General features: G+C 45.6%; 27 protein-coding genes and 1 pseudogene. 4 read left to right on the forward strand and 24 right to left on the reverse strand.

Annotation, left to right across the window (positions count from 1 at the left end; genetic code table 11):
- Window positions 1–150: 150 nt before the first annotated feature.
- Entirely contained in the window at window positions 151–1,518 is a 1,368-nt protein-coding gene (locus MU515_RS10025; protein WP_260260286.1) for a hypothetical protein, read from the forward strand.
- A 75-nt stretch (window positions 1,519–1,593) separates the two neighbouring features.
- Here the strand turns inward: MU515_RS10025 and MU515_RS10030 are convergent, their stop codons facing one another.
- Window positions 1,594–2,019 (reverse strand): hypothetical protein, encoded by a 426-nt coding sequence (locus MU515_RS10030; protein ID WP_260260366.1) that lies wholly within the window; start codon window positions 2,017–2,019, stop codon window positions 1,594–1,596.
- Window positions 2,020–2,402: 383 nt separating this feature from the next.
- On the opposite strand from MU515_RS10030, the pseudogene MU515_RS10035 reads away from it, so the two are divergent.
- A pseudogene (locus MU515_RS10035) lies at window positions 2,403–2,663 on the forward strand (hypothetical protein); the annotation flags it as partial.
- A gap of 91 nt (window positions 2,664–2,754) precedes the next feature.
- Here the strand turns inward: MU515_RS10035 and MU515_RS10040 are convergent.
- A complete protein-coding gene (locus MU515_RS10040) occupies window positions 2,755–3,126 on the reverse strand; it encodes a P-loop NTPase family protein (protein ID WP_260260287.1) in 372 nt (123 codons plus the stop codon).
- Window positions 3,127–3,365: 239 nt separating this feature from the next.
- Here MU515_RS10040 and MU515_RS10045 point away from each other — a divergent pair, with 239 nt between their 5' ends.
- Complete coding sequence (locus MU515_RS10045) at window positions 3,366–4,181, forward strand: leucine-rich repeat domain-containing protein (RefSeq protein ID WP_260260288.1); 816 nt, start codon at window positions 3,366–3,368, stop codon at window positions 4,179–4,181.
- 434 nt (window positions 4,182–4,615) lie between these two features.
- Here the strand turns inward: MU515_RS10045 and MU515_RS10050 are convergent, their stop codons facing one another.
- The 4 genes from MU515_RS10050 to MU515_RS10065 all read right to left on the reverse strand — a co-directional run bounded on the left by MU515_RS10050 (window position 4,616) and on the right by MU515_RS10065 (window position 8,778).
- On the reverse strand, window positions 4,616–5,098 hold the full coding sequence (locus MU515_RS10050; protein ID WP_260260289.1) for a GNAT family N-acetyltransferase: 483 nt from the start codon (window positions 5,096–5,098) through the stop codon (window positions 4,616–4,618).
- Between the two features lie 85 nt (window positions 5,099–5,183).
- Window positions 5,184–5,810, reverse strand: coding sequence for a LysE family translocator (locus MU515_RS10055; RefSeq protein ID WP_260260290.1), 627 nt, complete (start codon window positions 5,808–5,810; stop codon window positions 5,184–5,186).
- A 650-nt stretch (window positions 5,811–6,460) separates the two neighbouring features.
- Window positions 6,461–7,492, reverse strand: a complete 1,032-nt coding sequence (gene tdh / locus MU515_RS10060; protein WP_260260291.1) for an L-threonine 3-dehydrogenase — start codon at window positions 7,490–7,492, stop codon at window positions 6,461–6,463.
- 92 nt (window positions 7,493–7,584) lie between these two features.
- Window positions 7,585–8,778, reverse strand: a complete 1,194-nt coding sequence (locus MU515_RS10065) for a glycine C-acetyltransferase (RefSeq protein ID WP_260260292.1) — start codon at window positions 8,776–8,778, stop codon at window positions 7,585–7,587.
- A 411-nt stretch (window positions 8,779–9,189) separates the two neighbouring features.
- On the opposite strand from MU515_RS10065, the gene MU515_RS10070 reads away from it, so the two are divergent.
- On the forward strand, window positions 9,190–10,116 hold the full coding sequence (locus tag MU515_RS10070) for a LysR family transcriptional regulator (RefSeq protein ID WP_260260293.1): 927 nt from the start codon (window positions 9,190–9,192) through the stop codon (window positions 10,114–10,116).
- A 51-nt stretch (window positions 10,117–10,167) separates the two neighbouring features.
- Here MU515_RS10070 and MU515_RS10075 read toward each other — a convergent pair whose 3' ends face one another.
- From MU515_RS10075 to MU515_RS10160, 18 genes are all read right to left on the reverse strand, one after another.
- Complete coding sequence (locus MU515_RS10075) at window positions 10,168–10,539, reverse strand: VOC family protein (protein ID WP_260260294.1); 372 nt, start codon at window positions 10,537–10,539, stop codon at window positions 10,168–10,170.
- Window positions 10,540–10,574: 35 nt separating this feature from the next.
- Window positions 10,575–11,429 carry a DMT family transporter gene (locus MU515_RS10080; RefSeq protein ID WP_279257158.1) on the reverse strand — a complete coding sequence of 285 codons (855 nt, stop codon included), beginning with the start codon at window positions 11,427–11,429 and terminating at the stop codon, window positions 10,575–10,577.
- A 20-nt stretch (window positions 11,430–11,449) separates the two neighbouring features.
- Entirely contained in the window at window positions 11,450–11,815 is a 366-nt protein-coding gene (locus MU515_RS10085; RefSeq protein ID WP_260260296.1) for a nuclear transport factor 2 family protein, read from the reverse strand.
- A 20-nt stretch (window positions 11,816–11,835) separates the two neighbouring features.
- Window positions 11,836–12,372 (reverse strand): hypothetical protein, encoded by a 537-nt coding sequence (locus tag MU515_RS10090; RefSeq protein ID WP_260260297.1) that lies wholly within the window; start codon window positions 12,370–12,372, stop codon window positions 11,836–11,838.
- 111 nt (window positions 12,373–12,483) lie between these two features.
- On the reverse strand, window positions 12,484–13,236 hold the full coding sequence (locus tag MU515_RS10095; protein WP_260260298.1) for a carbon-nitrogen hydrolase family protein: 753 nt from the start codon (window positions 13,234–13,236) through the stop codon (window positions 12,484–12,486).
- A 3-nt stretch (window positions 13,237–13,239) separates the two neighbouring features.
- Entirely contained in the window at window positions 13,240–14,004 is a 765-nt protein-coding gene (locus MU515_RS10100) for a metallophosphoesterase family protein (protein ID WP_260260299.1), read from the reverse strand.
- Between the two features lie 119 nt (window positions 14,005–14,123).
- Window positions 14,124–14,738, reverse strand: coding sequence for a histidine phosphatase family protein (locus MU515_RS10105; protein WP_260260300.1), 615 nt, complete (start codon window positions 14,736–14,738; stop codon window positions 14,124–14,126).
- Complete coding sequence (locus MU515_RS10110; RefSeq protein ID WP_260260301.1) at window positions 14,735–16,036, reverse strand: cobyrinic acid a,c-diamide synthase CobB; 1,302 nt, start codon at window positions 16,034–16,036, stop codon at window positions 14,735–14,737. The genes MU515_RS10105 and MU515_RS10110 overlap by 4 nt, the downstream gene beginning before the upstream one ends.
- Window positions 16,029–17,069, reverse strand: a complete 1,041-nt coding sequence (locus MU515_RS10115; protein WP_260260302.1) for a threonine-phosphate decarboxylase — start codon at window positions 17,067–17,069, stop codon at window positions 16,029–16,031. Before MU515_RS10115 ends, MU515_RS10110 begins: the two co-directional genes overlap by 8 nt.
- 8 nt (window positions 17,070–17,077) lie before the next feature.
- Complete coding sequence (cbiB, locus tag MU515_RS10120) at window positions 17,078–18,016, reverse strand: adenosylcobinamide-phosphate synthase CbiB (RefSeq protein ID WP_260260303.1); 939 nt, start codon at window positions 18,014–18,016, stop codon at window positions 17,078–17,080.
- 79 nt (window positions 18,017–18,095) lie between these two features.
- Window positions 18,096–18,866 carry a precorrin-4 C(11)-methyltransferase gene (gene cobM, locus MU515_RS10125; RefSeq protein ID WP_260260304.1) on the reverse strand — a complete coding sequence of 257 codons (771 nt, stop codon included), beginning with the start codon at window positions 18,864–18,866 and terminating at the stop codon, window positions 18,096–18,098.
- Complete coding sequence (gene cobJ / locus MU515_RS10130) at window positions 18,863–19,678, reverse strand: precorrin-3B C(17)-methyltransferase (RefSeq protein ID WP_260260305.1); 816 nt, start codon at window positions 19,676–19,678, stop codon at window positions 18,863–18,865. The genes cobM and cobJ overlap by 4 nt, the downstream gene beginning before the upstream one ends.
- Window positions 19,679–19,686: 8 nt before the next feature.
- Window positions 19,687–20,526, reverse strand: coding sequence for a sirohydrochlorin cobaltochelatase (locus MU515_RS10135; RefSeq protein WP_260260306.1), 840 nt, complete (start codon window positions 20,524–20,526; stop codon window positions 19,687–19,689).
- Window positions 20,519–22,219, reverse strand: a complete 1,701-nt coding sequence (locus MU515_RS10140; RefSeq protein ID WP_260260307.1) for a cobalamin biosynthesis protein — start codon at window positions 22,217–22,219, stop codon at window positions 20,519–20,521. The genes MU515_RS10135 and MU515_RS10140 overlap by 8 nt, the downstream gene beginning before the upstream one ends.
- On the reverse strand, window positions 22,216–23,022 hold the full coding sequence (cobI, locus tag MU515_RS10145) for a precorrin-2 C(20)-methyltransferase (protein ID WP_260260308.1): 807 nt from the start codon (window positions 23,020–23,022) through the stop codon (window positions 22,216–22,218). The genes MU515_RS10140 and cobI overlap by 4 nt, the downstream gene beginning before the upstream one ends.
- An 11-nt stretch (window positions 23,023–23,033) precedes the next feature.
- Window positions 23,034–24,266 (reverse strand): precorrin-6y C5,15-methyltransferase (decarboxylating) subunit CbiE, encoded by a 1,233-nt coding sequence (cbiE, locus tag MU515_RS10150; RefSeq protein WP_260260309.1) that lies wholly within the window; start codon window positions 24,264–24,266, stop codon window positions 23,034–23,036.
- Window positions 24,263–24,928: a precorrin-8X methylmutase gene (locus tag MU515_RS10155; RefSeq protein WP_260260310.1), complete on the reverse strand. Its 666-nt coding sequence runs from the start codon at window positions 24,926–24,928 to the stop codon at window positions 24,263–24,265. Before MU515_RS10155 ends, cbiE begins: the two co-directional genes overlap by 4 nt.
- Window positions 24,925–26,064 carry a cobalt-precorrin-5B (C(1))-methyltransferase gene (locus MU515_RS10160; protein WP_260260311.1) on the reverse strand — a complete coding sequence of 380 codons (1,140 nt, stop codon included), beginning with the start codon at window positions 26,062–26,064 and terminating at the stop codon, window positions 24,925–24,927. Before MU515_RS10160 ends, MU515_RS10155 begins: the two co-directional genes overlap by 4 nt.
- Window positions 26,065–26,225: the final 161 nt, after the last annotated feature.

A 26,225-nucleotide genomic window follows, 5' to 3' on the forward strand; every position in this document is an offset into this window, starting at 1 on the left:
TTATTGCCAATGTGAGTAAAATTATTTTTGTGATCTAAGTTGTGTTTTACCATCTTATTTTGCGGTTTTTTTTCCAATTTCCGTTCATTGTTCGCCAGCCCGAAACTGACATACTAACGACCATTCTCAATACATAACGGAACAAAAATAATGAAGAAGTTCGTATTAGTTAGCTCAGCAATCCTAGCGCTTAGCGGCTGTTCAGACGTACCAAGCAGCGCCAAAATCACTGGCGAAACCGATCAAATTCAACGAGAGTTGGATAAGAAAGGCTTATCACTTGGCATGATCTACGTTAGCCAAGAATCTGTCGATGAAGCGAAGAAAAACCGCAAAGTACTTAGAGCGTTGAGAGATTTTTCTCAATACCGTGAGTTCACCACAGAAACCAACGGCGTGTTGACCTTCGACACTGAAGCATTCAATAAACAACTTGCGGAGTTAGATTCAAGCATCAAATCAGATGTTGAAGATATCTATGCGAACTCAACTCAGATCACGACTGACCTAAACAACATCTTAGCAGCGCGCAAGGAAGAGCAAATTAACAAGCTCAATGCCGATCTAACCGCGGTACGCGCCAGCGCAGAAAAAGATTACTCAATCTATGACCAACACACTGCCCATTTAAAGCCTTACCAACAAAAGGTTGAAGCAGCGAAAAAAGTCATTGAAGAGACAAAAGCCAAATTTAATGGCTTAAGCCAGCCAGCTATGTTGGCGTACAACAAAGAGATTGTTGACCGTGAACTGCCTATTCGTAAGTTCAACGAAAACTCTAACATGCTGCGCTACCGCCACGGCAAAGTGAACAGCAATGGCCAATGTCGCGATGGCTACGCGAAAAGCTGGATCATGAATAACACGTGTTACTACATCAACCACCCGCACGATAGCCTAACTAGCGAAGCTGGTTTAAACGCAATCAAAGAGGGTGTAACAGTCAATGTTCAGCTTAAAGAAAAGCTAGGCCAGAACAACTGGCGTAAGTCTTCTGGCCTTTACGGCGAGCTTAAGACCGCTGAAAAAGCATTAAAAGATCAGAAAATCATCGCGGAAAACAAGTTTGGTCAATACAACACTCGCACCATTCGCAATGCTGAGTACAAAGTAAAATCTCTTAATGACCAAATTGCTCGTCTAAATGACAAAAAATCAATTGGTTACGATGATTGGCAAGTACTGGATTCAACCATTGCAAGTAACTACAAAGTTCAAGAGAAGATCAAAGCGATTAAAGATGAATTCGTGAACAATGTCGACATCAGCTACTCGACAGAAGACGTTAATCTGAACAAAGAATTCGATTACGAAGCTTCCTCAGCCATTGCATTGCTTTACACCATCGACGGCGACACCATGCAAATGATTTATGGCTGGAAACTTGAATCAGAAGAAAAGCTGGCAAAACAAGAACTGGATGTTGTTCAGCTACCGCTAGACATTTACTCATCAGTAAACATTAGCCATCGCGAGTTCACTGACATTGAAGATGCCCTGCGCGAGTCGCTCTACTAAGCGCTGTTCATCTGCATTATCACAGGCCACCTCGCGTGGCCTGTTGTTTATTAAGTACCACGCCCATCTCTCAGTTTAAAGTCTTGTTCTGTTTTCCACCGAGATGGAAATCGAATACGCCTGTAAAGCCGCAATCGCGCCAATAACAAGAGGAACGATGATTGAAACAAACGCGATCGCAATATAAATACCAGCCATTATCAATTTTTCAAACACACTAGCGCTATGCACCCACACCACTTGCCCATCAATAAACAGACCAAACACACCCATATAGTAAACAAAATACATCACCGCAGATTTTTGCCATTGCTCTCTTTGCAGGTCGAGTACCGTGTATGATGATAAATAGATCGACACGCTCACCGAAAACCCCAGAAAAAGATAATCCAACGGGTATTCAGCAGCCGTTGCTAGAAAATCGCCCCAAGAGACAAGCCAAACTAACCCAATAGTGATGGCGAGTGTAAAAAGTGCATTTTTAACAATTAGTACGTTCATATTCACTGCGGATCATTTATTAAAGACGCACCAAATGGTTGCGCCCATCATTACGCAGCCGTCTAATAACGACAGATTGAAGTATGCCTTCCCTGCCCCTCATCCTCTAAGGCTTTATGCACAAGCTTCAGTTTTACCTCTAAAATCATCGTGCTAGTCCCTTTAATTCCATCTAATTAAAAAGAATCTAACACCATGCTCTACATCGTACATAAACTTACACAGGGTAAGCTCAATCTTTATAAGTAACTTCACACACATACAACGAGATTAATGTAAGAACACATTCAAGATGGAGATGGAAACCATAAAGCACTGAAAACCTTCTGCGCATTGCACCAAAAATGCTGTTTTAAAATTCAAAGAAGTGATTGATTTAATGTGGCAAGACGCCTATCTATGACGGTGACCTTTTACTGTTTGAGTTTATTACGCCAACATCCGCAGGTTCAATAACCGGTAATACGATGGCTATTGAGATGCAAGATGAGTCAGGAGATGATCAGTACTTACTGCGTGTTGTCCAAAAGGACGCACGAGGGAAATATTGGCTCAAGGCTAACAACCCTGAGTACGTATTGATGCCAGCGAATGAATCGATGAAGACGTTTGCCCGATTCAAGCACGTGGTTGAAGAGAAATAACCCTTACTTTTATGAGCTAGGCGAGTGTTCAAAACTCATCACATACGAACACTCGCTAACTAGCACATACATAGTGCGTGATTACGGCTCACTAGATAGAGAACTTAGCCGGATACGGATCTTGAACTTGGTTTGATTTTTCAACTTCGGGCTGTTTCAGGTATTGCTTCCAATTGGACGCTTTTCCAGTGCTGACTTGTGAGTCGTCACTATCTAGCAAACATTTATCCAATTTACTTTCCGCTTTAACCTTGCGTTCCAAGAATGAAGCGAGCTGATCCTCATCAAATGAATGCTCCAAATATGGGAAGCTGATTGTCAGTTCCGCTTGCTGACCATTTTGATATTGGCGGTTCACCTTACTGAACAGTCTATCCAATCGCCCCACTCGCTGCTCATGATCACCTGGGTTACCGGCAATGCCATAGTGATGAACCTGATTACATTGTAAATGTAAGTTCACTCCTTCCTGAAACACCGATGTCGCACCAGAACAGTAGGATAAAATGTCGAGTTACAGCTAAATTGTATGAACCTGAATCTCACACCACACTAGCCCAAAATTCTCATGCAGCAACGGAGGTTTACCCGAGAGAAATTGCACTGTGATTTTATCGCCTAAAAGCTATTGACTATATTGCTTATGGGTATGACACTTGTTGGCTAATTCTACGATTGTGCGCCCTTATATTGGATAGAGGAATGATCACTAACACCCACTTATCTCAGCAATTAATTGTAGTTGCAGTCGCCATGTTCCTCGGGCTTTCAGAAAGCTCAGCTCAACAAATAACAGAAGTCACAGCGCCTAATACAAACAAAGGGGAATTGACCATGAGTCAGTCGCATATACTCACATTAAATGATGTATCTTTTGATAAAACGCATGGCAGCATTGATGCCTACACGGGCAACCATCAGCACATTATTATCCCAGACAATTTTGCTGGCATTACCGTTACTGAGATCTCAGATTACGCCTTTTCAGAAGTGGAAGACATTGATGAAGATACCGCACCAGAAAATCAGCTTGTAAGCGTTGTCCTTCCTGACACTATTACACATATTGGAGAAGGTGCCTTTCAGCGTAATGACTTAAAGAAAATCGCCATCCCAAGCGCTGTTGTGCGCATTGGTTACGATGCCTTCGCAGAGAACGCCCTCACCCAAGTGGATATCTCAGATTCAGTGACTGAAATTGTCGAAGGTGCATTTCGTGATAACGCTATTGAGCAGCTTACTCTAGGTAAGTCAGTGTCGGTCATTGACGACTACGCCTTTGCCAACAACGCTATTAAAGAGTTAAATCTACCAGACTCATTAACCGAAATTGGTAGGGAAGCCTTTGCCAACAATGCCATCACTCAGGTACTAATGAGTAAAAACATCACTTATATCGGCCGTGACGCCTTTATTGGCAATCCACGAATTGGTAGACCAATAAGAGCCTTTGGTGAGAAAAAACCACCAAAAGAAATGACAGATGAAGAGTTTTTAGAAGCGTTTGGAGACTTGTAAGCGTCTCAGAGCGCTATTGCTTATGCCCGATATCCCATATCCCATATCCCTCTGTTCAAGCGTTCAATACAGTGGAAATTAGCAAAGGTGTATATGTCGATTCAATATAAGCAACAACTAAGTGCGGCTCGCTGATGGTGAAGGTTAGTTTAATATTGACGTGTCGCTTGATCAGATCAAATATCACTTGGCGAAAATGCGATGAGCAGGAAACTCTCTTAGACTGACAAGAGCGAGAAACATGGGACGGCTGTCAGGAAGCATGCTTTCATTTAATTGGCAGCCGTAGCTCAGTAACCATAGCGTCAAACCGCTATGAAAGCTCTCTTTAATTAGCATCTACATAGCTGATATCGGACACCGAACGTAAAGTATTCTGCTGTAAATACTAAAGCTCAATCAACCCCAAAAATGCCAAGCGTTGCGAATCCATCTTAAACGTTTATTATACGAATTTTTCTAACAAGCTCCCTTGTCATAAAGTAACTATGTGGATCAACTTCATAATCAGCAAACGGCTCACAATATGTGAACCCAAATTTCTCATAAAGGCTTCGGGCTGGTTGGAAGAATTCTTGAGTGCCCGTTTCTAGGCTAACTTGCTTAAAACCATTATCGATAGCTGAATTCAAAACGTGAGTTAGAAGGTTTGTAGCAACGCCTGATTTACGAGAAGAGGTAGACGTTCTCATTGATTTCAATTCAATATGAGCTGGAGTTAGTTGTTTCACCGCAAGACAACCTTGTAGCTCTTCACCGACCCAGCCACTGAAAAATGTAATGTCCGATGATTTCAATGCGTCAACGTCTAGAGCATGAACACTTTCTGAAGGAGAAGTGGCATGCATATCTGCTAAGTGCTCTTCGAGAAGCTTAATCACCTCACCGCCCGACAAATCATCTATTTTGATTTCCATATTCCGAATTTTCCTTATTCTCATAACGTCGCATTAAGTAGTGGGCACCGCTAGACCACATTTGAATATATTGTTAACACTTAAATTATCGATGCTTCATAAACGCCACGGCTAACCCAGAAGAAACGAATGTGATTCCTGCACCAATATTTAACCCCGACACCAGTCTAGGTTTGTTTCTAAACCACTCAGACAGTTGAGACGAGAAAACACCCATTAAACTAAAGCCAACTGCCGTTAATACCGCAAACCACACTCCATAACCGATCATTTGAGTTGTCACTGACCCTAAGCTTGGGTTTACAAATTGAGGCACAAAAGCAAGAACAAACATACCTGGCTTCGGGTTAAGTGCGGCTGATAAAAAACCAGTTGAGAAGATAACTTTCAGAGACTGTTTTTTCGCTGGTTCCAATGAGAACAGATTTCTAGAACGAAGTACTTTCACACCCAACCATATCAAGTAAGCAGCACCAACGAGTTTTACAACGTAAAATGCCACTTCAGAGGTTTGAATTAGAAGAGTTAGCCCGAAGGTAGCTGCGACGACATGAAACAAGATACCCGCTCCAGAAGACATCCCTGACATTACGGCTGCTAGCCGACCTTGACTCAAACCGCGCCCGATGGCGAGCAAATTATCTGGTCCAGGCGAAATAACTAACAATAAACAAGCCAATGTATAAGTAACAAATACCTCTAATGGGAACATAAAACCTCCATGTCATATAACTCTCATCAGTTAAAACAAATAGCGGCATGGCACTTCAAAGCTGTCTTAAACGCCTGTTATCACTCCGCTTCATCAATGTACTCTATCTGTTTATTCACAGAAACAGCCAAGACTACAGCGGCAACTAAAACAATAGTAGCTCTGAAGGATGTAGATGGAATTTGAGATTCCATGGAAAAAACGAATAGGCCTGATAAACCACCAGATAGCGCACCTATATAAACCCTCCTTCGACTCCATTTCATCAATGTTCCGCAATTAATACACCGATACTTAGTCCAATGCGCACTGAAGAAAAACCAACTCAACGCAACATTTTTCTGACATTTGGGACATTGTCTTGACTTCATAATAGCCTCACAAACTCATACTTATTCAATATGTAATCAGTAAACTATAATAACATCAAGTATACGAGCTCGTTTTTTAACCAAGATAGTTAGTCAGACCGAACATGAAAAGACTTAGAGACGATATAATAGCGAAATGGCATTTTAAGTTAAATCTACACACTTAAGATAAAATCCATTTTCATCATGTTAAATAAAAAGTGTCCCATAAATCTATGAGACACTTTTTACAGATTAAACTATTTAGACGGCTAAGATGGGGACCTTAATTGATTCACCCTACTCCCAATCAAGGATAACTTTGCCGGAAGCTCCGCTACGCATGATGTCGAAGCCTTTTTGGAAGTCATCAACTTTGAAGTTATGAGTGATGATCGGCGTTAGATCTAAGCCTGATTGGATCAAAGATGCCATTTTATACCAAGTTTCGAACATTTCACGGCCGTAGATGCCTTTAATCACCATGCCTTTGAAGATCACTTGGTTCCAGTCGATGTTCATGTCTGATGGTGGAATACCTAGCAGAGCAATACGGCCACCGTGGTTCATGGTTTGCAGCATAGAGTTAAACGCTGATGGGTTACCAGACATCTCTAGACCAACGTCAAAGCCCTCTGTCATACCTAGCTCAGCCATTACATCTTCAAGCTTTTGCTCTGCAACGTTTACAGCGCGAGTCACGCCCATCTTGCGTGCTAAATCTAGTCGGTATTCGTTTACGTCAGTGATCACTACGTGGCGTGCACCAACGTGTTTCGCGACTGCTGCTGCCATGATACCGATTGGGCCAGCACCTGTGATAAGCACATCTTCACCAACAAGGTCGAAAGAAAGCGCAGTGTGTACCGCGTTACCAAACGGGTCAAAGATGGATGCAAGATCATCTGAAATACCTTCCGGAATCTTAAACGCGTTGAACGCAGGGATAACCAAGTATTCAGAGAAACAACCAGTGCGGTTTACGCCTACACCAATAGTGTTACGGCATAGATGAGTGCGGCCGCCACGACAGTTACGGCAGTGACCACAAGTGATATGGCCTTCACCCGATACTCGATCGCCAATTTCAAAGCCACGAACTTCTTGGCCAATACCAACCACTTCTCCTACATATTCATGGCCTACTACCATAGGTACTGGAATTGTTTTCTGTGACCATTCATCCCAGTTATAGATGTGAACGTCTGTACCACAGATTGCGGTTTTCTTGATGCGGATAAGCAGGTCATTGTGACCAAGTTCAGGCTTATCGACTTCAGTCATCCAGATGCCTTCTTCAGGCTTTAGCTTAGAAAGTGCTTTGATTTTCATAATTGTTACCACATTTCGCTTCGTTTAGCCGAAGTCGAGTAATTATTGAAGAGGTTCAAAAAGCTCCGCTTTTCAGCGCAGCGGTAGGGAATTTAGATAATGCCCATCTCTTTACCCACTTGGATAAAGGCATCAATAGCGTAATCTAGTTGTTCGCGTGAATGGGCTGCAGACATCTGAGTACGGATACGCGCTTGGCCTTTTGGCACAACTGGGAAAGAGAAACCCACTACATAAATACCTTTCTCAAGTGCGCGTTCAGCAAACTCTGCCGCCACTTTTGCATCACCAAGCATAATTGGAATGATCGCGTGATCCGCGCCGCCCATTGTAAAGCCAGCATCTTCCATACGCATGCGGAAGTGCGCCGCGTTTTCCCATAGACGGTCACGTAGCTCACCACTTTCTTTAAGCAGATCAAGCACGCGAATAGAAGCATTAACAATCGCAGGTGCTACTGAGTTAGAGAATAGGTATGGACGAGAGCGTTGACGTAGCCAGTCAATCACTTCTTTCTTACCAGATGTGTAACCGCCTGAAGCGCCGCCCATGGCTTTACCAAGTGTACCCGTGATGATATCGATACGGTCAACCACATTGTGGAACTCGTGCGTACCCGCGCCAGTTGCGCCCATAAAGCCCACAGCGTGAGAGTCATCAACCATCACTAGTGCGCTATATTTGTCTGCTAAATCACAGATAGCTGGTAGGTTTGCTACCACGCCGTCCATTGAGAACACACCGTCAGTAACGATAAGCGTATGGCGAGCACCCGCTTCTTTCGCAGCAATAAGTTGCTGCTCTAGCTCTTCCATGTTGTTGTTCGCGTAACGGAAGCGTTTCGCTTTACATAGACGAACACCATCGATGATAGATGCATGGTTTAAAGCATCAGAAATGATCGCATCTTCAGCGCCTAGAATGGTTTCAAATAGGCCTGCGTTAGCATCAAAGCATGAAGTGTAAAGAATCGTATCTTCTTTACCTAGGAATTCAGATAGCTTAGTTTCAAGTTGTTTGTGAATGTCTTGCGTACCACAAATAAAGCGTACAGATGCCATACCAAAACCATGTTGATCCATACCTGCTTTACCCGCTTCAATTAAATCTGGGTGGTTAGCTAGACCAAGATAGTTGTTGGCACAAAAGTTAAGTACTTCTTGGCCAGTAGAAATCTTCACAGCCGCTTGCTGTTGCGAAGTGATTACACGTTCCGATTTGTACAAACCTTCGTTTTTCACTTCTTCGATTTGTTGTTGGATCTGTTGGTAAAATGCAGAAGACATTTCAAATTCCTTCCTAGTTATTATCGTTATGCGTGCATGAATCGTTAGCTCAGCACCTAGGGCTTTGTCTACCGCTCACAATAGACAAAACCATTATTTAGATAAGTGTAATCTAGGATGACGTTTTGAATTATCCCACTAGGTGGAAAAACATTATTGAATCTGAGGCACAAATAAGATTTACTTACGGTCAGCAAGGACCAAGTTCACACTTGCCAAGATAAAAATAGCGATTGTGACTAAGGTAATGTTTTCGAGTATCGACCAAAGGTCGAACAAGATATTTGCATAAGGCATTTTTGGTCTCCTCTCTTGTTTATGTGCGGTAACCATACCGCTCGAAAGCGTTGCAAACAGAGAGCTAAATCTCAAAAATCCTTTATTTTCATATATATCACTATATTAAAAAATATGATCAATACTAAGCTAATTACACTATTACCCGACCTCGCTTCATTCATTCTAGTTGTTAATGAAGGCAGTTTTACCGCTGCGGCAAAGAAGCTCAATGTCACCCCTTCTGCACTGAGTAAACTGATTACCCGACTAGAAAAATCGCTATCGGTAAAATTGTTTGAACGTACAACGCGCAAACTTGTGATTACGCCTGCGGGCAAAAAAGTGTTCGACCAAGCGGTATTAATGGTAAACGCGGCGCAACAAGCCGTTGAAATATCCACCAGCGACCATACCGAAGCATCGGGGTCATTAACGGTCGCCGCGCCTGAAGCATTCCTAAATTCGGTATTACAACCTTTAGTAATTCCATTTCTAAATCAATATCCTGAGATACAGCTGAGATTACGCGTCGCTGATGGTCAAATAGACCTGCTTAGAGAAGGGATTGACGTAGCATTTAAACTCACCGACAAACCCGATGAAAACTTGGTTTTACGAGAGATAGGCCAAACGCACTTAAGGCTGTGTGCCAGCCCGAGTTATATTGAAAAATTCGGCATGCCAAAGCACCCAACAGAATTAATGCTGCATGACTGTTTGTATCTGGCAGAGACAGAAAAAGACAATATATGGGACTTTTTTAAAGACGATGAATACCACTCCGTGAGCGTGTCAGGCCGCTACGCCGTCAACCACTCGCAAATGCGTTTGACTGGGGTTAAAAATGGTTTAGGTATTGGTATCTTTCACGACTTCGTGATTGCTGACTCTCTTACTAACAAAGAAGTAGTCGCTGTATTACCCGATTGGACCATCAAAAGTAACTATCACGGTTCAATTGCTATGCAGTACGCGCAAACTCAATATATGCCAGCAAGAATGCGCGCATTCATAGACTTTGCACTTGAGCATCTAGTTCACAAGCTCGTTAAGGCTTAACAAATCAACAAGCGCTTAGTAATAGCTGAGCGCTTATTATCTACACCAAAACTAAAGTTGCACGACAGCTTCAATCTTGTTGCCATCAAGATCCAACACGTAAGCGGCAAAATAGCCCGGCGCATAATGTTCTCGCAGCCCCGGTGCTCCCGCACACTGACCACCCATTTCCAATGCTTTTGCATAGAACGCCTCTACAGCTTGTTCACTCGTTGCATTAAAGGCGATATGTACGCCACTCCCTGCTGTAGAAGAAGTTTGGCAAGAGCACCCAATCCAAAATTCGAACTGGTCACCATAACAAGCGGCTTCACCTTCTATAGTGTGCGTTCTATTCACCGATAAGGTAGCCAATACAGCGTCGTAAAACGCTACTGAATTTTCAAATTGACTCACACCCAGCGACACATGATTAAGAATCATAAAACCTCATATATACATACAGTTAAGTGAATAAACTACTCACTCAACTTAGCATTTCTTGGCTTAAACGTATTGATAAGATTTCCCGCTAACATCAGCAGTGCACCGATAATTAGAGCGACTTCTATTTTTTCCCCATAAGCGACAGTCCCAACCACCGCAATTGCGGGAAGCCTTAGAAAATCCATTGTGACAACAACGCTCGCATCTGCATGCTTCATCGCTGAAGAGATACAATAATGAGCACTTAATGAGGTAACACCAATAATCCCTAACCATCCCCATTGGGAATCCTGAGGCCACAGCCAGTCAGAAGCGGCTAAAGCTCCAGCAATAGGTAATTGAATTAAGCTCATGTAAAAGATAATGCTGAGAGGAGATTCTGTTTGGGATAAAGACTTGGTTGCGACATGGGCAAGAGAGTATCCAACTGCAGCTGCCAACATGATCATAGTACCGTGATTAAGGCTTTCAAACCCCGGCTGGACGATAACGACTACCCCAGCAAAGCCTAGAGCAATCGCCGAAATTTTTCTTACTGTTAGCTTCTCTTTCAATAACAGAAAGGCCAATAGTGCAGTCCATAAAGGGACGGTAAATTCTAACGCAAAAACTTCTGCCAACGGCAACAAAGCAATGGCAAGAAACCACCCGTATTGCCCAGCAAGGTGAATCACGTTGCGAGAAATATGTAAAAACCGACGTTCTGTTTTTACCTCTGTCCAGCGCCGAGTAAAAGACAAAATCAACAACACAACTAAAAGGCCTGTTGCACTGCGGAAGAATAAGACTTGGAAAGTATTTAGAGAAGCTGACAACTCTCGCGCAGCTACTGCCATTAAACAAAATGACAGTAGCGCCCCTAGCATCCATGCTACGGCTTTATTCACCATAACTACCCTTGGGTGATTTAGTTTACAACAGAGCTATGCGCCGCAATCACTTTCAATTGGTTTTCTACCTGCTGCCACAAACGAGTGAACATAAACGTACCGTTTGACTGCTTGCCATCAAACATACCTTCCATGTCCACCTTAGCATGCACAACTGCGCCATGGTTTAGCGGCTTAATTGTTACTTGTGATGTATGAATGTTGGTAATATCGATCAGTCCCAGCTCATGGGCGGCGATGTCTTGCTGTTTACTGATTACCTGGCCAGTATGGCTAACGAACATGAGATCATCTGCCAATATTCCTTGTAGCGCTTGAACATCCGATTCCAACATTGCGCGTTTAAGCTCTAACTCAGCCAGTCTTATTTGCTCTATTTCCATCGACAAACTCCTTTCTCGTCTTAGCAATTTATCGAACTGTAATAGATATCCGACACCTGCTTGAACTCAAAACGATAGCTTTCGATCGGTTTCTCATCTTTTTGCAACATGAACTCTATATTTTGCAGCGTAGCGTTTTCTGGCTGCTGTGAGAGGGAGAACTCAACGTTTATCCATGCTCTAAGAGCCCCCTCTTCTTGACGAATATGGCTTAGCGTCACCGAACTTGGTTGCCAAAGTTTGCCTCGTGCATCTTTTAGCTCAAAACCAAACTCATGCCATTGTTGCTGGTTACTTAGCCCATCAACTACAACCGTAAAACTTACTGGCGAAGTAACATCGTTATTTGGATATATTCGTACTTCATTTTGACGCCAAACGCTCATCAAGCCATCTTCAGCAGCTTTATGGTAACCACAACTTTGGCTCTTCACTTTCGTTTGGTTCTCGAATGGTATGGGTTGGTAATAACTGCGCGTAGTTGGGTAAACGACACAGCCAACTTGTAACAACACAAGCAGTGCAACAATCAACGGCTTCAATAATTTAATGTTCATAACTCTCTCCCTTCAATAAATTATGAACACTGTTTTATTAATTATAAAGACAAGCTTACAAGGCCTTACAAATCACTTAGGCTCTTCACACCAATTGGCTCACCCTTCTTCTTACAGATCTATCGTTTTACTCACTTTCGATGTCCCTTCAATTTGGCAGATCAACAGTTGCGCTTGCTGACCATTCGCACAAGCGACTTGATCGCCAATATGATCCCAGATGCCACTGTTTCCTGCCGTGTCCCATCCACCCGTTTGACTGATGTGATTAGCAAGCAATACGGGCATTTGATAGTGCTGAGCCATGCTAGACAAAATATCGCTATCGGATTCGTAACCCTTGGGTGAAATCAGCGCGCTGGAAATATACAGATCCGCCTCTGCTTCATGCGCATCTTTGGCATGTTCTGGTTCAGAAAAATCCGCACAGATAGAAAGTGCCAATTTGTAGCCATTTAAACGCAAAAATCCATTGCTCAAGCCAGAACTTACATAACTCGACTCACCTGTGTGTAAATATTGCTTGGAATACCACTCCACTTCTCCAGTCGGCAAGCATATCGCCATTGAAATGTACGGCTTACCCACAGGATTTTTGCTAGGGCAACCGACCATTGCGATAATTTGATTTGCCACCGCGAGTTCAGACAACCGATGAATTTCATCGGAGCTCTTATCGACTGCATTTGTAGCGGCATTTGCTAAATCATACCCAGTTAATGAAAGTTCAGGAAAAACCACAAGGTCAGCCCCATGTTCGGCTGCCTTTTGAATGGCAAAAAGGTGCTGTTTTAAATTGTATTGAACATCGCTATCACGAACAGAAACTTGTGCTAAAGCGATGGATATCTGGTTACTGTGCATCTGTTACTGCTCCTCAACGACAAGGCCTCGGCCAGTCTTTAAAAAATGAACCCAATCTGAGCGATTTCTCAACTTGGCTTGGTAAATGGCTGATTCCACATCATAAGTGACTTTATGTAAGCTAACCTGCCACTTTGCTTGGCTATCCTTTTCAAGAGTGGCATAGCTGGCTTTGCTGCTGAAAGTTTCCATCGAATGAACACAAGGCTCGTCGTCGGTATACGCAGGCAAACCAACACTGCCCGGATTAATGACTAGCTGCCCTGTCGATAACTCAACACAGCGTGGAGTATGAGTATGGCCACATAAGATAATGGGCGCCGTGCACCCAGAAAGAAGCCCAATAATCTCAGCATCCTCTCGCAACTGTGCTTTACCGGAGTTCACCTCTTCCAACAGATAGATTAAGTCATCTTTCGGCGTGCCATGGCATGCGTAAATATCGCCATCGATTCGGGCATCAAAAGGCAATGACTTCATCCAATCCAAAGGCTCCAGCCCCAGATCCTGCAATATAAACTGCATGGTAGGGTTGGTTTGTACTTCTTGCTCTGTCGATTGATAGATCTGCCGGTCTTGATTGCCAGAGATGGTGATGGCGTCTAATTGCTGTAAGTAATCAAATGTCGCTTTTGGGGCGATTGGGCCGTAAAGAATGTCGCCCAGATTGATGAAACGGGTCACGCCTTGTCGCTTGGCATGCTCAACCACCGCTTGCAAAGCGTAAACATTACTGTGAATGTCTGAAAAAACTGCGTATTTGGTCATGGCACTCGCTCCTTGAGTGGCTTGGCACATTAGTGCTGTTAACTCCTTGATAATATCAGTATTAATAAAATAAATGCACGCAATATTGCGTGCATTTATCACTACTGTCAGCTTCTTAACTAAGCGCGCCTTTTATCAAATGAAAATGCTAGATGACCCGATTGATCGCACACTAACCCATCACGTGGCAATGAAAACAATCTGCTGTTATCGACCATCTCACTACCAACTTGCCAAAATGGCCGACCGTGCAATAGGCTTTCAAACGCTAGCCACCATTCACCATGAACTATCAGAAGTAACGGCTTATTGTTCCTTTGGATATTGCCAATTAATGTACGAGCCGCAATCAGCCTTTGCGTGAAGGCATAGCCAGATTCGCAGCCGACGATATTGAGGCTCGGTTGCTGATAACGTTTATGATAAGCCTGCCATTGATCATGTAAATGTGGGTTTTGGTCGATTACCTCGCCTTGCAACACACCAAAACCTCGCTCTCTTAAAAGTGGCGAGATAGTGACTTGCCCACCTGCGTGATGGGCTACAAGCTGCGCGGTTTTAAGCGAACGGCCAAGATCTGAACATAAAATAGTGCCTCCAGTTAAATTAGGCAGCACCATTTTTTCCAGTTCCGTAATCGCAACTTCGGTTAGCGGGCTATCCAATTGCCCTTGAATTCGGCGCTGACAGTTCCACTGGGTTTGCCCGTGGCGCATTACCCACACTTGGCTCATTGCGTCAGTTCGCCCAAAAACATCTTCGCGGTCAAAATTGGATTGTACGCAAAGTACCAATGTACGTAACTGGCGATAAGATTATTAACCCGATAGACAGCGTCACTCGTGCGCCCATGCTGACTCATCGTCGATCGCCAGGGCTGTAGTTTCGTGTTGGTTTTTGAATAATGGAACGAATGGCCACGCATAAACTGGTCAGGCTCAAATTCAGATTCCACCAACCCAAGTGCTGCCAGTTTTGGCTGCATTACCGAGTCTGCGTTTAATACACCGCACAAAGTAGACTGATTACCTTGCTTGTCGGTTAGAGAGTTTTGTAAATAGAGCATGCCGCCACATTCGGCGATCACAGGCAAACCAGAAGTGACCACGTCACTTACATCTTGCTGCAATAACTCATTGTTCACCAGCGCATTGGTGTGCAGCTCTGGGTAACCGCCAACCAAATAGAGCGCATCACATTTTGGTAATCTCTCCCCTTCAATAGGAGAGAAATAAACAATATTCGCACCCAAGCTTTGCAAGCAATCTATATTGGCCTGATAAAGAAAACTGAATGCTTTATCTTTGGCGACCGCAATGGTCTTTTGCGCGAGTAGTTGCGGCATTGGGGTTGCCTCGGGGCAGGTAAACTCGGTTTCTCGCGCTGGCAACTGCCAATGTTTACCCAAACTTTGCGCCGCCGCTTCCAAGCGCTGCTCTAAATCATCCAGCTCCTGAGCCTGCACCAAACCCAGATGCCTATCGGGAAATGAAAATTGCTCATCACGAGGAAGGTAGCTGAGTAGTGGAGTCTGCGCAGCAACACTCTCAGCTAGCATCTCAAAATGCCTTTCTGAGCCGACTCTGTTGGCAAAACATGCCACTAAATCAACATCAGATCGATAGTTTGCTAAGCCACATACGATAGCGCCAAATGTCTGTGCCATCGCGCCAGCATCTATAACCGCCATGACGGGAATACCAAGCGTTGCCGCAATATCCGCACTGGAACATTGGCCATCAAACATGCCCATTACCCCTTCAATCAGGATAAGGTCAGCTTCTTGCGCGGCTTGAGCTAATAATTGCTGACAATGCTCCAAGCCACACATCCAAAAATCCAATTGGTAAACTGGTGCGCCACTGGCATGAGCGAGAAAAGCGGGATCGATGAAATCTGGCCCAGTTTTAAACACGCGCACCTGTTTACCTTGATTGCGATAGTAACGCGCAATAGCCGCAACCACCGTGGTTTTGCCACTACCGGAACTTGGCGCAGCCACCACTAATGCTGGGCAAGATGGATTAGTCATCGCCTTCTCCTCGTTTGATTACATCACCCTCAACCTTATACTTAGCAAAACTTAACGCACTAATAAGCCGTGACAACTGTTGTTCGTCTGCGCACAACCCAAAACGCACCGCATCGGCTTCATCACACAAGCGAGCCAATATTTTCTGCTGACAAAGTGCTTGATGCAATTCGACCGCTTTTTTAGTTTCTAGGCGAATAAACAGCCCTGCCGATGTCACTCGACACTCAGTAAATAACGCTTGTATCGCCTGAGACTGCTTTAAACTCGCTTGAGCAATTTGTTGTTTGGCAGATTGCTGCCATTTAGTGTCGTTCAGCGCTTGAGTTACCACCCAGCGGCTCGCGCCGCAGATGGTCCATGGGCCTAGTTTAACTTGCAGTGGTTCAAGCCAACATGGCGCAGCAGCGACAAAGCCAACCCTCGCCCCCGCCAACCCAAAAAATTTACCTATTGAGCGCAGCACTATGCTGTGGTCAGAAAGCGGATAACTTAAACGCGATGCTTGCGGCTGCTCATCCATAAAAGCTTCATCGATGATCATCACTGCATGGCTTGGCAACGTTTGTTCAATGGTATTGAGCTGCTGCTCTGAAAGTAACAACGTTGAAGGGTTATTTGGATTGATCACCAATAGCGCATCACAATTAGCCAACTGCTGCTGAGCGGGAACACCAATATATTCCTCGATCTGCCAATCTTGCTTTTGCCATGCATAACGATGCTCTTGATAACCGACACTCGGCAACAACACTTTTCCTTTACGGCCAAGTTTGGCTTCGATGATCTCTGGCAAAGCCTGAATTGCAGCTTGAGATCCTGCCACAGGCAGCAAGCTATCAAAGCCGTAGTAACGCTGCGCGGCTTCTAACAGGCCATCTTCCTCTTCTGGTAAACGATGCCATGCATGCTCAGGAATCGTGCCTACAGGGTAATTAAACGGGCTGATGCCAGTGCTGACATCCAGCCACTCACTCGGGTTTGATTGGTATTGAGCGGCAATCGCTGCAAGCCGCCCTCCATGATGAAGCATAATGTCCCTTAATAACCTAATAGCGCGCCAGCCCAAACCATGCCCAACACTAACCAAGTTGTTTGGTTAAGCAGATGGCAAGCGCGCGGAATATCTTTATATTGAGCAATTTGGCCTTTGCCCATCGGGGGCTTTTCAATCCACTCGCCGTGATAACTGACTTTGCCACCAAGCTGAATGTTTAATCCTCCCGCTCCGGCGCACATCACTAAACCACCGTTAGGGCTAGAGCATTGGCCTGCTTGTTGAGATGCACACTCTAAGGCCGATTTTGAATCACTAAGCAGCACATAACCAAACGCAGTTATTCTCGCGGGAAGGTAGCCTAACCAATCATCGGTTTTCGCGGTAAAACGGCCAAAGTGAAGATACTTATCGCTTTGGTACCCCCACATTGCATCGAGAGTATTGGCAAGGCGAAACAACACCGCGCCAGGTGCACCGAATAAAAGCCCCCAGAACAAAGTGGCGATAACGGCGTCATTGCCGTTTTCCAGTACCGACTCTACAGCCGCAATACTGATCTGCTCTTCATCCATCCGATTTGCGTCTCGACTTACAATCATTTGCACCGCTGCCCGACCTGAAGCCAAGTCACGCTCATTTAATGGCGTGTATATGGCCATCGCATGTTGTTCCAAGCTTTTCGCCCCCAGGCACAAATACACAATCGTCGCGTGGATGGCTATGGTGAATACGTCTGAGGAAACGCCAATAGTTAAGCATGCAATAAGTGAAACCAGCGGAACAACCGCCACAAACCAAGCAATCCTGCCCTGCCACATTGGCGTTACATTCAACCCGCGGCATCTCGCTTCTAACCAGTTAGCCCAGTTACCAAAGCCAATCAGTGGGTGGAAGCGCTTCGGCTCTGCGAGCCATTTATCGAGCAAAAACGCGAGCGTTAAAGACAAGGCAAGTTGCCATAAACTCAACCCAAAAAACATCTTGCCTTCTCTCCTACTCTTAATCGTTTAGACGACTTAAGCCTTAAATCGCTCTTAAGCCAGACGCGCTGTGTTTGCGTTAGTCTGATTCCACCACTGTCGCTTTACGACATGCATGGCTAAACGACGCATCGTATAGCTTTGAATCCGGGAAATCATTAATTTCCAACACTTTGGAGACAATGATCATTGCAGTAGCACGTACATTAGCGTCATGAAGCTGCTGCGCGATGGTGGCGAGTGTACCACGAAATATCCGTTGTTCTGGATGAGAGGCTTTTTCGACTACCGCAACAGGCCATGTTTCTGGGTATATCTCTTTCAGTTCGCGCACGACCTTGCGAATTAGAGAAGCACTAAGGAACAAGCAAAGCGTAGCTTCATGAGCTGCCAAGCTCTTTAAGTTCTCCTTCTCCGGTACAGGCGTTCTGCCCGATGCACGGCTCAAAATAATCGTTTGGCAATGCTCAGGTAACGTCAGCTCCTGACTGAGAGCAGCAGCCGACGCTTGAAACGAACTTACGCCCGGTATCACTTTCCAATCGATACCAAGTGCTTTGAGTCGGCGGGTTTGCTCTGCCAATGAAGAGTAGATGGATAGGTCACCCGTTTGTACGCGAGCCACATCTTGGCCTTTACTGTGCGCATCGACAAATACTTGGGTGATCTGGTCTAAATCCATGCCTGCGGAGTCCAGTACCAAAGCATCTGGCCTTGCGCGCTCAATCACCGCTTTGGGTACTAGGCTACCGGTATAAAGCACTACAGGACATTGCTCAACGAGCCTCGCACCTTTCACGGTAATCAAATCAGGATCACCGGGGCCTGCGCCAATAAAATAAACCGTCATAGTGCCTCCGTGTTCTGCTCTGTCACTAACGTTCTTCCGGGCTGTTGGCCTTCTCGCACCGCGCCATCATTAAGATCGTATTTATGCTGATACCCTCTTGGGGTCACAATCCAGTCTCGGTATCGGTAGCTATTCGTGTTGCCGACAATCACCGACGCGCTCATGGCAAACTCCAACAGAGTAAATTCAGCGAGCGTAGTGAGTTGAATTCGCTGTTCATCTCGGTATGCGCTATCAACAATCGCCACAGGGGTATCCGGTTTTCGATGTTGAAGCAGTATCTGCTGCGCCATTTCTATCTGTTTAACCCGCTTTTTCGATCTTGGATTATAAAACGTAATAACAAAATCTGCGGCTGCGGCCGCTTCTATCCGTTTTTCTATAACAGGCCAAGGCGTAAGCAAATCAGAAAGGGAAATCGTACAGCTATCGTGCCCCATTGGCGCTCCAATCAATGAAGCGCACGAAGTTGCCGCCGTCACTCCCGGCACGACCTCTACTGAGAAACTCAGCTGTTTTTCCACCATAATCTCAAATACCAGCGGTGCCATGGCATAGACGCCAGAATCCCCTGAGCAAACCAGCGCAACATTTTGCCCTTGCTGAACTAACTCAATCGCCTCATCCGCACGTTGCCATTCTTTGGTCATGCCACTTCGTATTACGTTTTGATCGCTAAGTAGCGGCCTAACCAAACGCACATACAGCCCGTAACCAACTACGGCATCCACAGAGCGCACCACATCCTGCGCTCTCTGAGTCATGTGTTCAATCGAGCCCGGCCCTAAACCCACTAAATACAGTGTTGCCATATCAGCCTCTATGCGTCGCTACCGAATTGCACATCTAACTGCATCAAACCTTGCTCTATCTGCTGAGTAAGCAAATCAAACAGAGGTTCAAAGCCGAGCAAGTTAAACGCTTGACCTTGTTCGTCAGTGGCCAAGGTAACGTCAAACTCGGTATTTAAGATTTGCTCTATCGCATGCAAGTCATTCATAAAGTGATTACCCGAGGCAAGCAGCAGCGGAATCACCTCAAGTTCTGGTCGCTGCTGTGAGTCATAACCAAGAGATTGTTTCTTTTGCAGCAATTTACGCTCGATGAGTTTAAACGGCCATGCCCCTTCTAATGAACAAACCAGCGCATTGTCATCCAGCAGCTCAAGATAGTCGCGCACGTAAGCAACAGATTGATGCCCCGGGTTATCCAAATAAGGCGCGCCATGGAACACATACAGCTTCAAAGGTGCATGAGAGAACTCTTCATTTAACTGCTCAAGCAGTTTTCCTGCCTGTTGGCTTTGGTTAATAATGGCCGGAGTGTATGCGTAACGAGAAAAGCTAAACTGACCGAACGCATCCACCACTTTTTTCAATTGCAGGTGTTCATCAGTTGGGAACAAATAACCGCTGACCACCAGCACTTGTTTGTAACCCGCAAACTCTAAATCAGCCAATACTTGAGGCAACGTTTTCATCGGCTGCTTTGATTTCTTAATCACCATCTTTGAGCTCACTGCCATGTGCAGATCGCAGTCAGGATAACGCTCCGCTAAGCGCTCCATTAACTGCTGGTATCTTTGCTGCGCCACAACCGAACCAAAACAACATAAAACGATGGCACATCCTTGTTGATAATGTCTAAGTCTTTTAATCATTCTGCCCTCCCTGGGGGCTGATATCGTGCATAAGTAATGGTGAATCAGGCTCAGACAGAGCCTTTTGAAAAGCCTGTTGATCCACAACAGGCGCAAAGAAATAAGGTGCGAGTTGTTGGCGCAAGTCATCGCCTTTTGCCAATGATATGAATAAATCACACCACTGCTGGTGGCTAAGCTCTTCAATATTTCTTAGCCATAATGCGTGGTTGCAACTTAACTGCTCTGCACTTGCGCGCTCATAAATCACTAACGTCGCTTTTTGACGACAAGCTCCAACACATTGAGTCCGTGAGATTTTGATTCGCTGAGCGCCACTGTTTAGCCCAACTTCTTTTAAAATGTCACGCAGCGCATGGGTCATCGCCTTACTGCCCTTTTTCGCGCAGCGTCCGCCCTCACAGAGTAAAATGTGGAAACGATGGTGCAACATAGGTCGATTCAAATCTGGATGACGAGGCTTACAGGCAAAGCCTTCAACGACTGGGTTACCATAAGCGTTCTTTTTACTGCCGATTTCATTCAGCGTACCGTCTTGTTGCCTAACCAGCTGGTTCTTAAACTTCTCGCTGCGCAGGCTTTCACTGTATTGTTTACGCCCTAGCGCTAATGTCGCGTTTTTACCGTCAATACAGTATTTCTGTTTAGCGACCAACAGTTGGCTTTGGTCGCTGCTTCGCAGCGCTGCTGCTTCGGCCACGGAGCAGCTACCGGTCACTTTCTTCACATATTCCGAAGGGAATAAAATGCCCGGCTGCTGATCAAGTTGCTCAGGTAGATAGCAAATAAACTCAACGCCTCGTTGATACGCAGCATCAATAATGCCTTTTTCATCCGCTTTTAAAGTAATACTAGCAATGGTGTTTAGAGATTTAGGATGAAGATTTTGCTGCTCCAACAATTGCTCTATAACCGCGCTGATGGTGCTATGCGGGGTATCGCGATCACAACCCACACCAAGGCTGATACTATTCGTTACCCAAAATACCGTTTTCTGCTCTAAACCTAATCCAATCGCCGCTTGATAAGCCGAGATAGAGTCTGAAATTATGATGATTCCCGCCCAATCACGTGCGGATATCGCCTCTAAATCCTGCGAGTAACAGATATGCTTAGGCATGGCTTTATCATAAGACCACCACGCGAGATCACCCGAATCTTGGTAAACCAATACCGGTAAATCATTCACAACCGCAGCAGAGACTTGGGTTACAGCTTGCTCACTTTGCGGCTCTAAATACCAGCCAAATGGAGCGCCGATTAAATCCACTGACAGTGTTTCAAGTACATCGGATGCGGTTGTAATGACCGCTTCTCCACGGACAACTCTCGCCACTCGCAAAGCCAGTGCATTCGCTCCGCCTCTATGGCCGCTTACCAAAGGAATGACATGCCTGCCCGCTTCATCCAAACAAAGTACCGCAGGGTCGCTGCGTTTATCTTGCAATAAGCCCGCAATCGTCCTTACCGCAATGCCACTGGCACAAACAAATAGGTGAGCATCATAATCTCGCCATTGCGCTTCCACTTGCTGCGCTAAGCTCATCGACATCACAGAAACTTCAGCATGATTGGCCGCTTTGGCAGATGCGAAGATTTGACAATAAGGTAAGCCCGCTGCAATGCGCTGCGCTTGTTTCACGCCCCCCTGGGTTAAGGCATAAATAGCCATTTTCGCGCTAGGTTGGATCATTCGAGTACCGTTTCTACTTGCTGATCAATCGGCTGCATGCCACGCAAAGCGCCGCGAGATTGCCGAATCGATAACTGCACCATGGAAAAATATCTGTGTTCTTTCGGCACTTGTTCTAAACTCGAATAGACTGCTTGCTTATCAGTCGTCGCATGGGAAACATACTGGGCATATTGAACCAAGTTCAGTGCCTTGAGTCGCTCCGTCAACTTTTGTACTACACGACCAACTTTGATGAAGATAATCGTGTCGAACTGAGTGCTCAGCTCTTCAATATGCTCTAGCCCATACGTAGCGGGCACAACGCAAAAGCGCTCTTTGCCATCTGCCAGCGGCTGTTGAGTCACGCTTGGCACAGCAGTAATCGAACTGACACCGGGAACGACTTCAATACAAGATTTAACCGAGCTATCCATCTCCAATAGCTCTTCTTGAATGTAGCTCCAAGTACTGTAAACCGATGGGTCGCCCTCTGTAACAAACGCGACGCTTAAGCCTTGCTGCAAAAATTGATAAATCTGACGCGCGGCGTCTTGCCATGCTGGTACAGTGACCGAGCAATCACGAGTCATCGGAAAGTGTAAAAAGCAGCGCTTAGTACCGATTTGTTGTTCACATACGCCTACACTGGAGAAGGCATCTTGCAAGATCTCCCACGCGAAAGAGTCTTGCGCGCCTTTATTACGTTCAGGAATCGCCAACACATCGCACTCTTGAACGAGGCGCATCCCTTTTAGGGTCAGCAACTCGCCATCACCCGGCCCTAGGCCAATGGCATACAACTTTGCCTTATTTAAGGCCATACTTTTCTCCGTTAATTATTTTTATTAAATACATATAGATAGACGGGGTTATCCGCTTGTAGCCGCTGGTATCCCGCCAAAGGTTGAGCATTAGAAATATTGATAACTTGAAGCTGATATTGAAGTTGATTTTGCTCTGCCCACTGCTGAACCTGCTGTTGCGTTTCAAGAGTGACTGCGCTTACAACGATTCGGCCTTTATCCAGCAGCGCTTCCCATGAGGTTGATAAAATTGCACTCATTTCGCCTCTTGAGCCTCCGATAAAGACGCCGTTAGGTCTTGAGAAACTATGCAAAAACTCAGGGGCTTTGCCATGCACAATTTTTACGTTATCAACACTGTGTGAACGCAGATTTTGCTCAATGACCTCGATACACTCTTGTTCAGATTCTATCGCCCATCCCTCACCATGATGAGCTTGCTTAGCGAGCTCAATAGCGACCGAACCTGAGCCTGAACCGATATCCCAAAAGGTATCGCTTTGCCCTAGTCGAAGCCACGCCACTGACTGATTGCGAACAGCGAACTTAGATATTAGCCCTCGCTTGGGCACTTTCTTGGCAAAGTCATCATCATGACTAAAGATTCCAAACCCACCCCAACGTTCTTGCGTACCACGTTTGAGCATCACAATGTTCAAAGTATCAAATTCACTAGCGTTTAATTGCGCCAGTTGTTCGACGCTGTAACAACGAACTCTTTGCTGAGTAGAACCAAGCTGCTCGCACACCGCGACTTGCCAATCGAGCTGATTAAACTCAAGCAAATGCTGAGCGATACTCACTGGCGTATTCACACCATCAGTCAATAGCGCGCACAACTCTGTCGATTGTAGCCTTGCGGTAAGGCCAAACCGCTCTCGGCCATGCAATGAGATAAAGCTCGCCTCTTGCCATGGCCAACCTAGTTCAGCACACGCCAACTGCATACTGCTGAGGCTTGGTATAACGCGAGCCTTGAGCGACAAGCGCTTATTTAGCATAGCGCCAATACCAAAAAACAATGGATCACCCGAGGCGAGCACAACCACCTGTAAGCCATCGTCTAAGCGAGATTCAATGGCGCTTAACCAAGCGTTAAAGCCCATCGACATATCGAGAAATTCACCCCTAAATTGGGGAAACCACACTTTATGGCGCGCATGACCTGCCAACACTTCTGCACTCGCGACACTATTGACCGCCTTGCTAGTTAAGCTTAAACAGCCATCTTCCGCGACACCAATAACCGTTAACTGGCTCATACTGCCTCCGTTAATAACGCGTGAATAGTAGACACCACCAATGGGCTACCACCCTTGCGGCCCATACTGGTGATGTATGGAATATCCGTTTCGGTCAGCATTTGTTTCGATTCTTCCGCCATGACAAAACCCACCGGAATACCAATAATCAACGCGGGTTTTACGCCGGTCTGTTTAGCAATCTCCATCGCTTCAATCAGCGCAGTCGGAGCATTACCAACCGCCAATATCGCGCCTTGCAACAATCCTTGCTCTGCGCAATATCGAACCGCTTCAATTGAGCGAGTACGACCACTGGCTTTAGCGCGGCGAATCACTTCTGGATCGCTGACAAAGCAGTGGGTTTGATTACCATGTACCGCTAACCTAGATTTGTTCAAGCCACTGATGATCATGCTGACATCAGTGATGATTGGCGCGCCAGACTTCAAGGTATCTAACGCTACTTGAGTGGCATTAGCGCTAAACCTAAACAGCTGTGCAAATTCAAAATCACCGGTGGTGTGAATCGCTCTTCGCACCACATTCCACTCACTTGGAGTAAACGAATGACCACCGTGTAACCGCTCTATTTCGTCATCAATGATGGCAAAAGAGCCTTGCTCTATGGCGCGGCCTTGGGCGGTCATTTGCTGCATTACGGGTTCGGTTTTTTCTGTCACTGGAGTTCCTCAACAAAAGGCTTTTCGGTTAACGGTTGCCAATTGGCTAACTGGGGGCCATCAAAATCGACCAAGGTCACTTCAACTGGAATTTCATGTTTGATGTAGTCACTGCAATGTTGCTGTGCGAGCTGACATAGATCGGTAAGAAATCCTTGGCCTTCAGGCATGTCGCGAACCAGATCAAGTACTTGTCTACCAGTGCGCGCACAGCGAATTTGCTCAATGATGTGGGTGGGAATTTGGCAAAGTTCAGCCCGCTGCGCCAAGAGTTCAAAGTCAATACCACGGCCTGATACGTGGGTCATCATGGTGCCTGATATTAGCTTACATAACTTACCGACCATCACGACCAAATGCAGCGAATCCGATTTACAACGCTTCGCACAGCGCAATCCAACACCAATAAAATCCCCTGCCTGAACAAACTGCATTGGCTGCATAGTTGAATGAATTTTCATTGCGGCGGCTTCGGTTCGCCCTCCCGTGGTCAAACAAAAAGCGCGCAAGCCATTTTCAGTGCCAATCTCAATGCTTTGGCGCACAGAGGCAGCGTAAGCAGACGTGGAAAATGGTTTTACCGTACCGCGAGTACCCAATATTGAAATACCACCAATCAATCCAAGCCTTTCGCTAATGGTTTGCTTTGCGGCTTGTTCGCCTTCGGGCACGCTGATGGTTACTGACAGACCTTGATTTGGTGTCGTGCTATGACGCCTTTCTCTTTCCATCATGGCGATAATATTGGCACGAGGAACAGGGTTAATGGCAGGTTGCCCAACGGGGAGTTCTAAACCGGGTAAAGTCACCGTTGCTACGCCTATACCGCCGTAAATCGTGACGTCAGCTTGGCTATCTTCCAATTGAACGAAAGATTGAATCGCTAAGCCATGCGTGCAATCAGGGTCATCACCGCCATCTTTGATTACTTGAGCTAACACGCCAATCTCAGTCGGTAGATATTCAACGGCAAAACTGGCGGCATCGCCATTTGGCAATGTGATAGTGACCGATGCATCAAAGGCTTGGGTTAACAAAGCACGTGTTGCTGCAGCACTTGCTGCGGCTGCGCAAGCACCGGTCGTGAAGCCAGTTCTTAACTCGCCACGATTAGCTGAGCGTTTTAAACGAGACACAGGAAGTTACTCGTTCGCACCACCTTGCCTAAACATGGCTTCTGAGTTCTGACTTTGAATAGGGTATAGCCCGACCAAATTTAAATTTAATCGAGACAGATATGCGACATCAGCTGTGTTTGCCAACTGATGGATTGATTTTTCTTGAGCAAAGACGTTCC

Source organism: Vibrio intestinalis (assembly GCF_025195085.2).
GTDB lineage: Bacteria > Pseudomonadota > Gammaproteobacteria > Enterobacterales > Vibrionaceae > Vibrio > Vibrio intestinalis.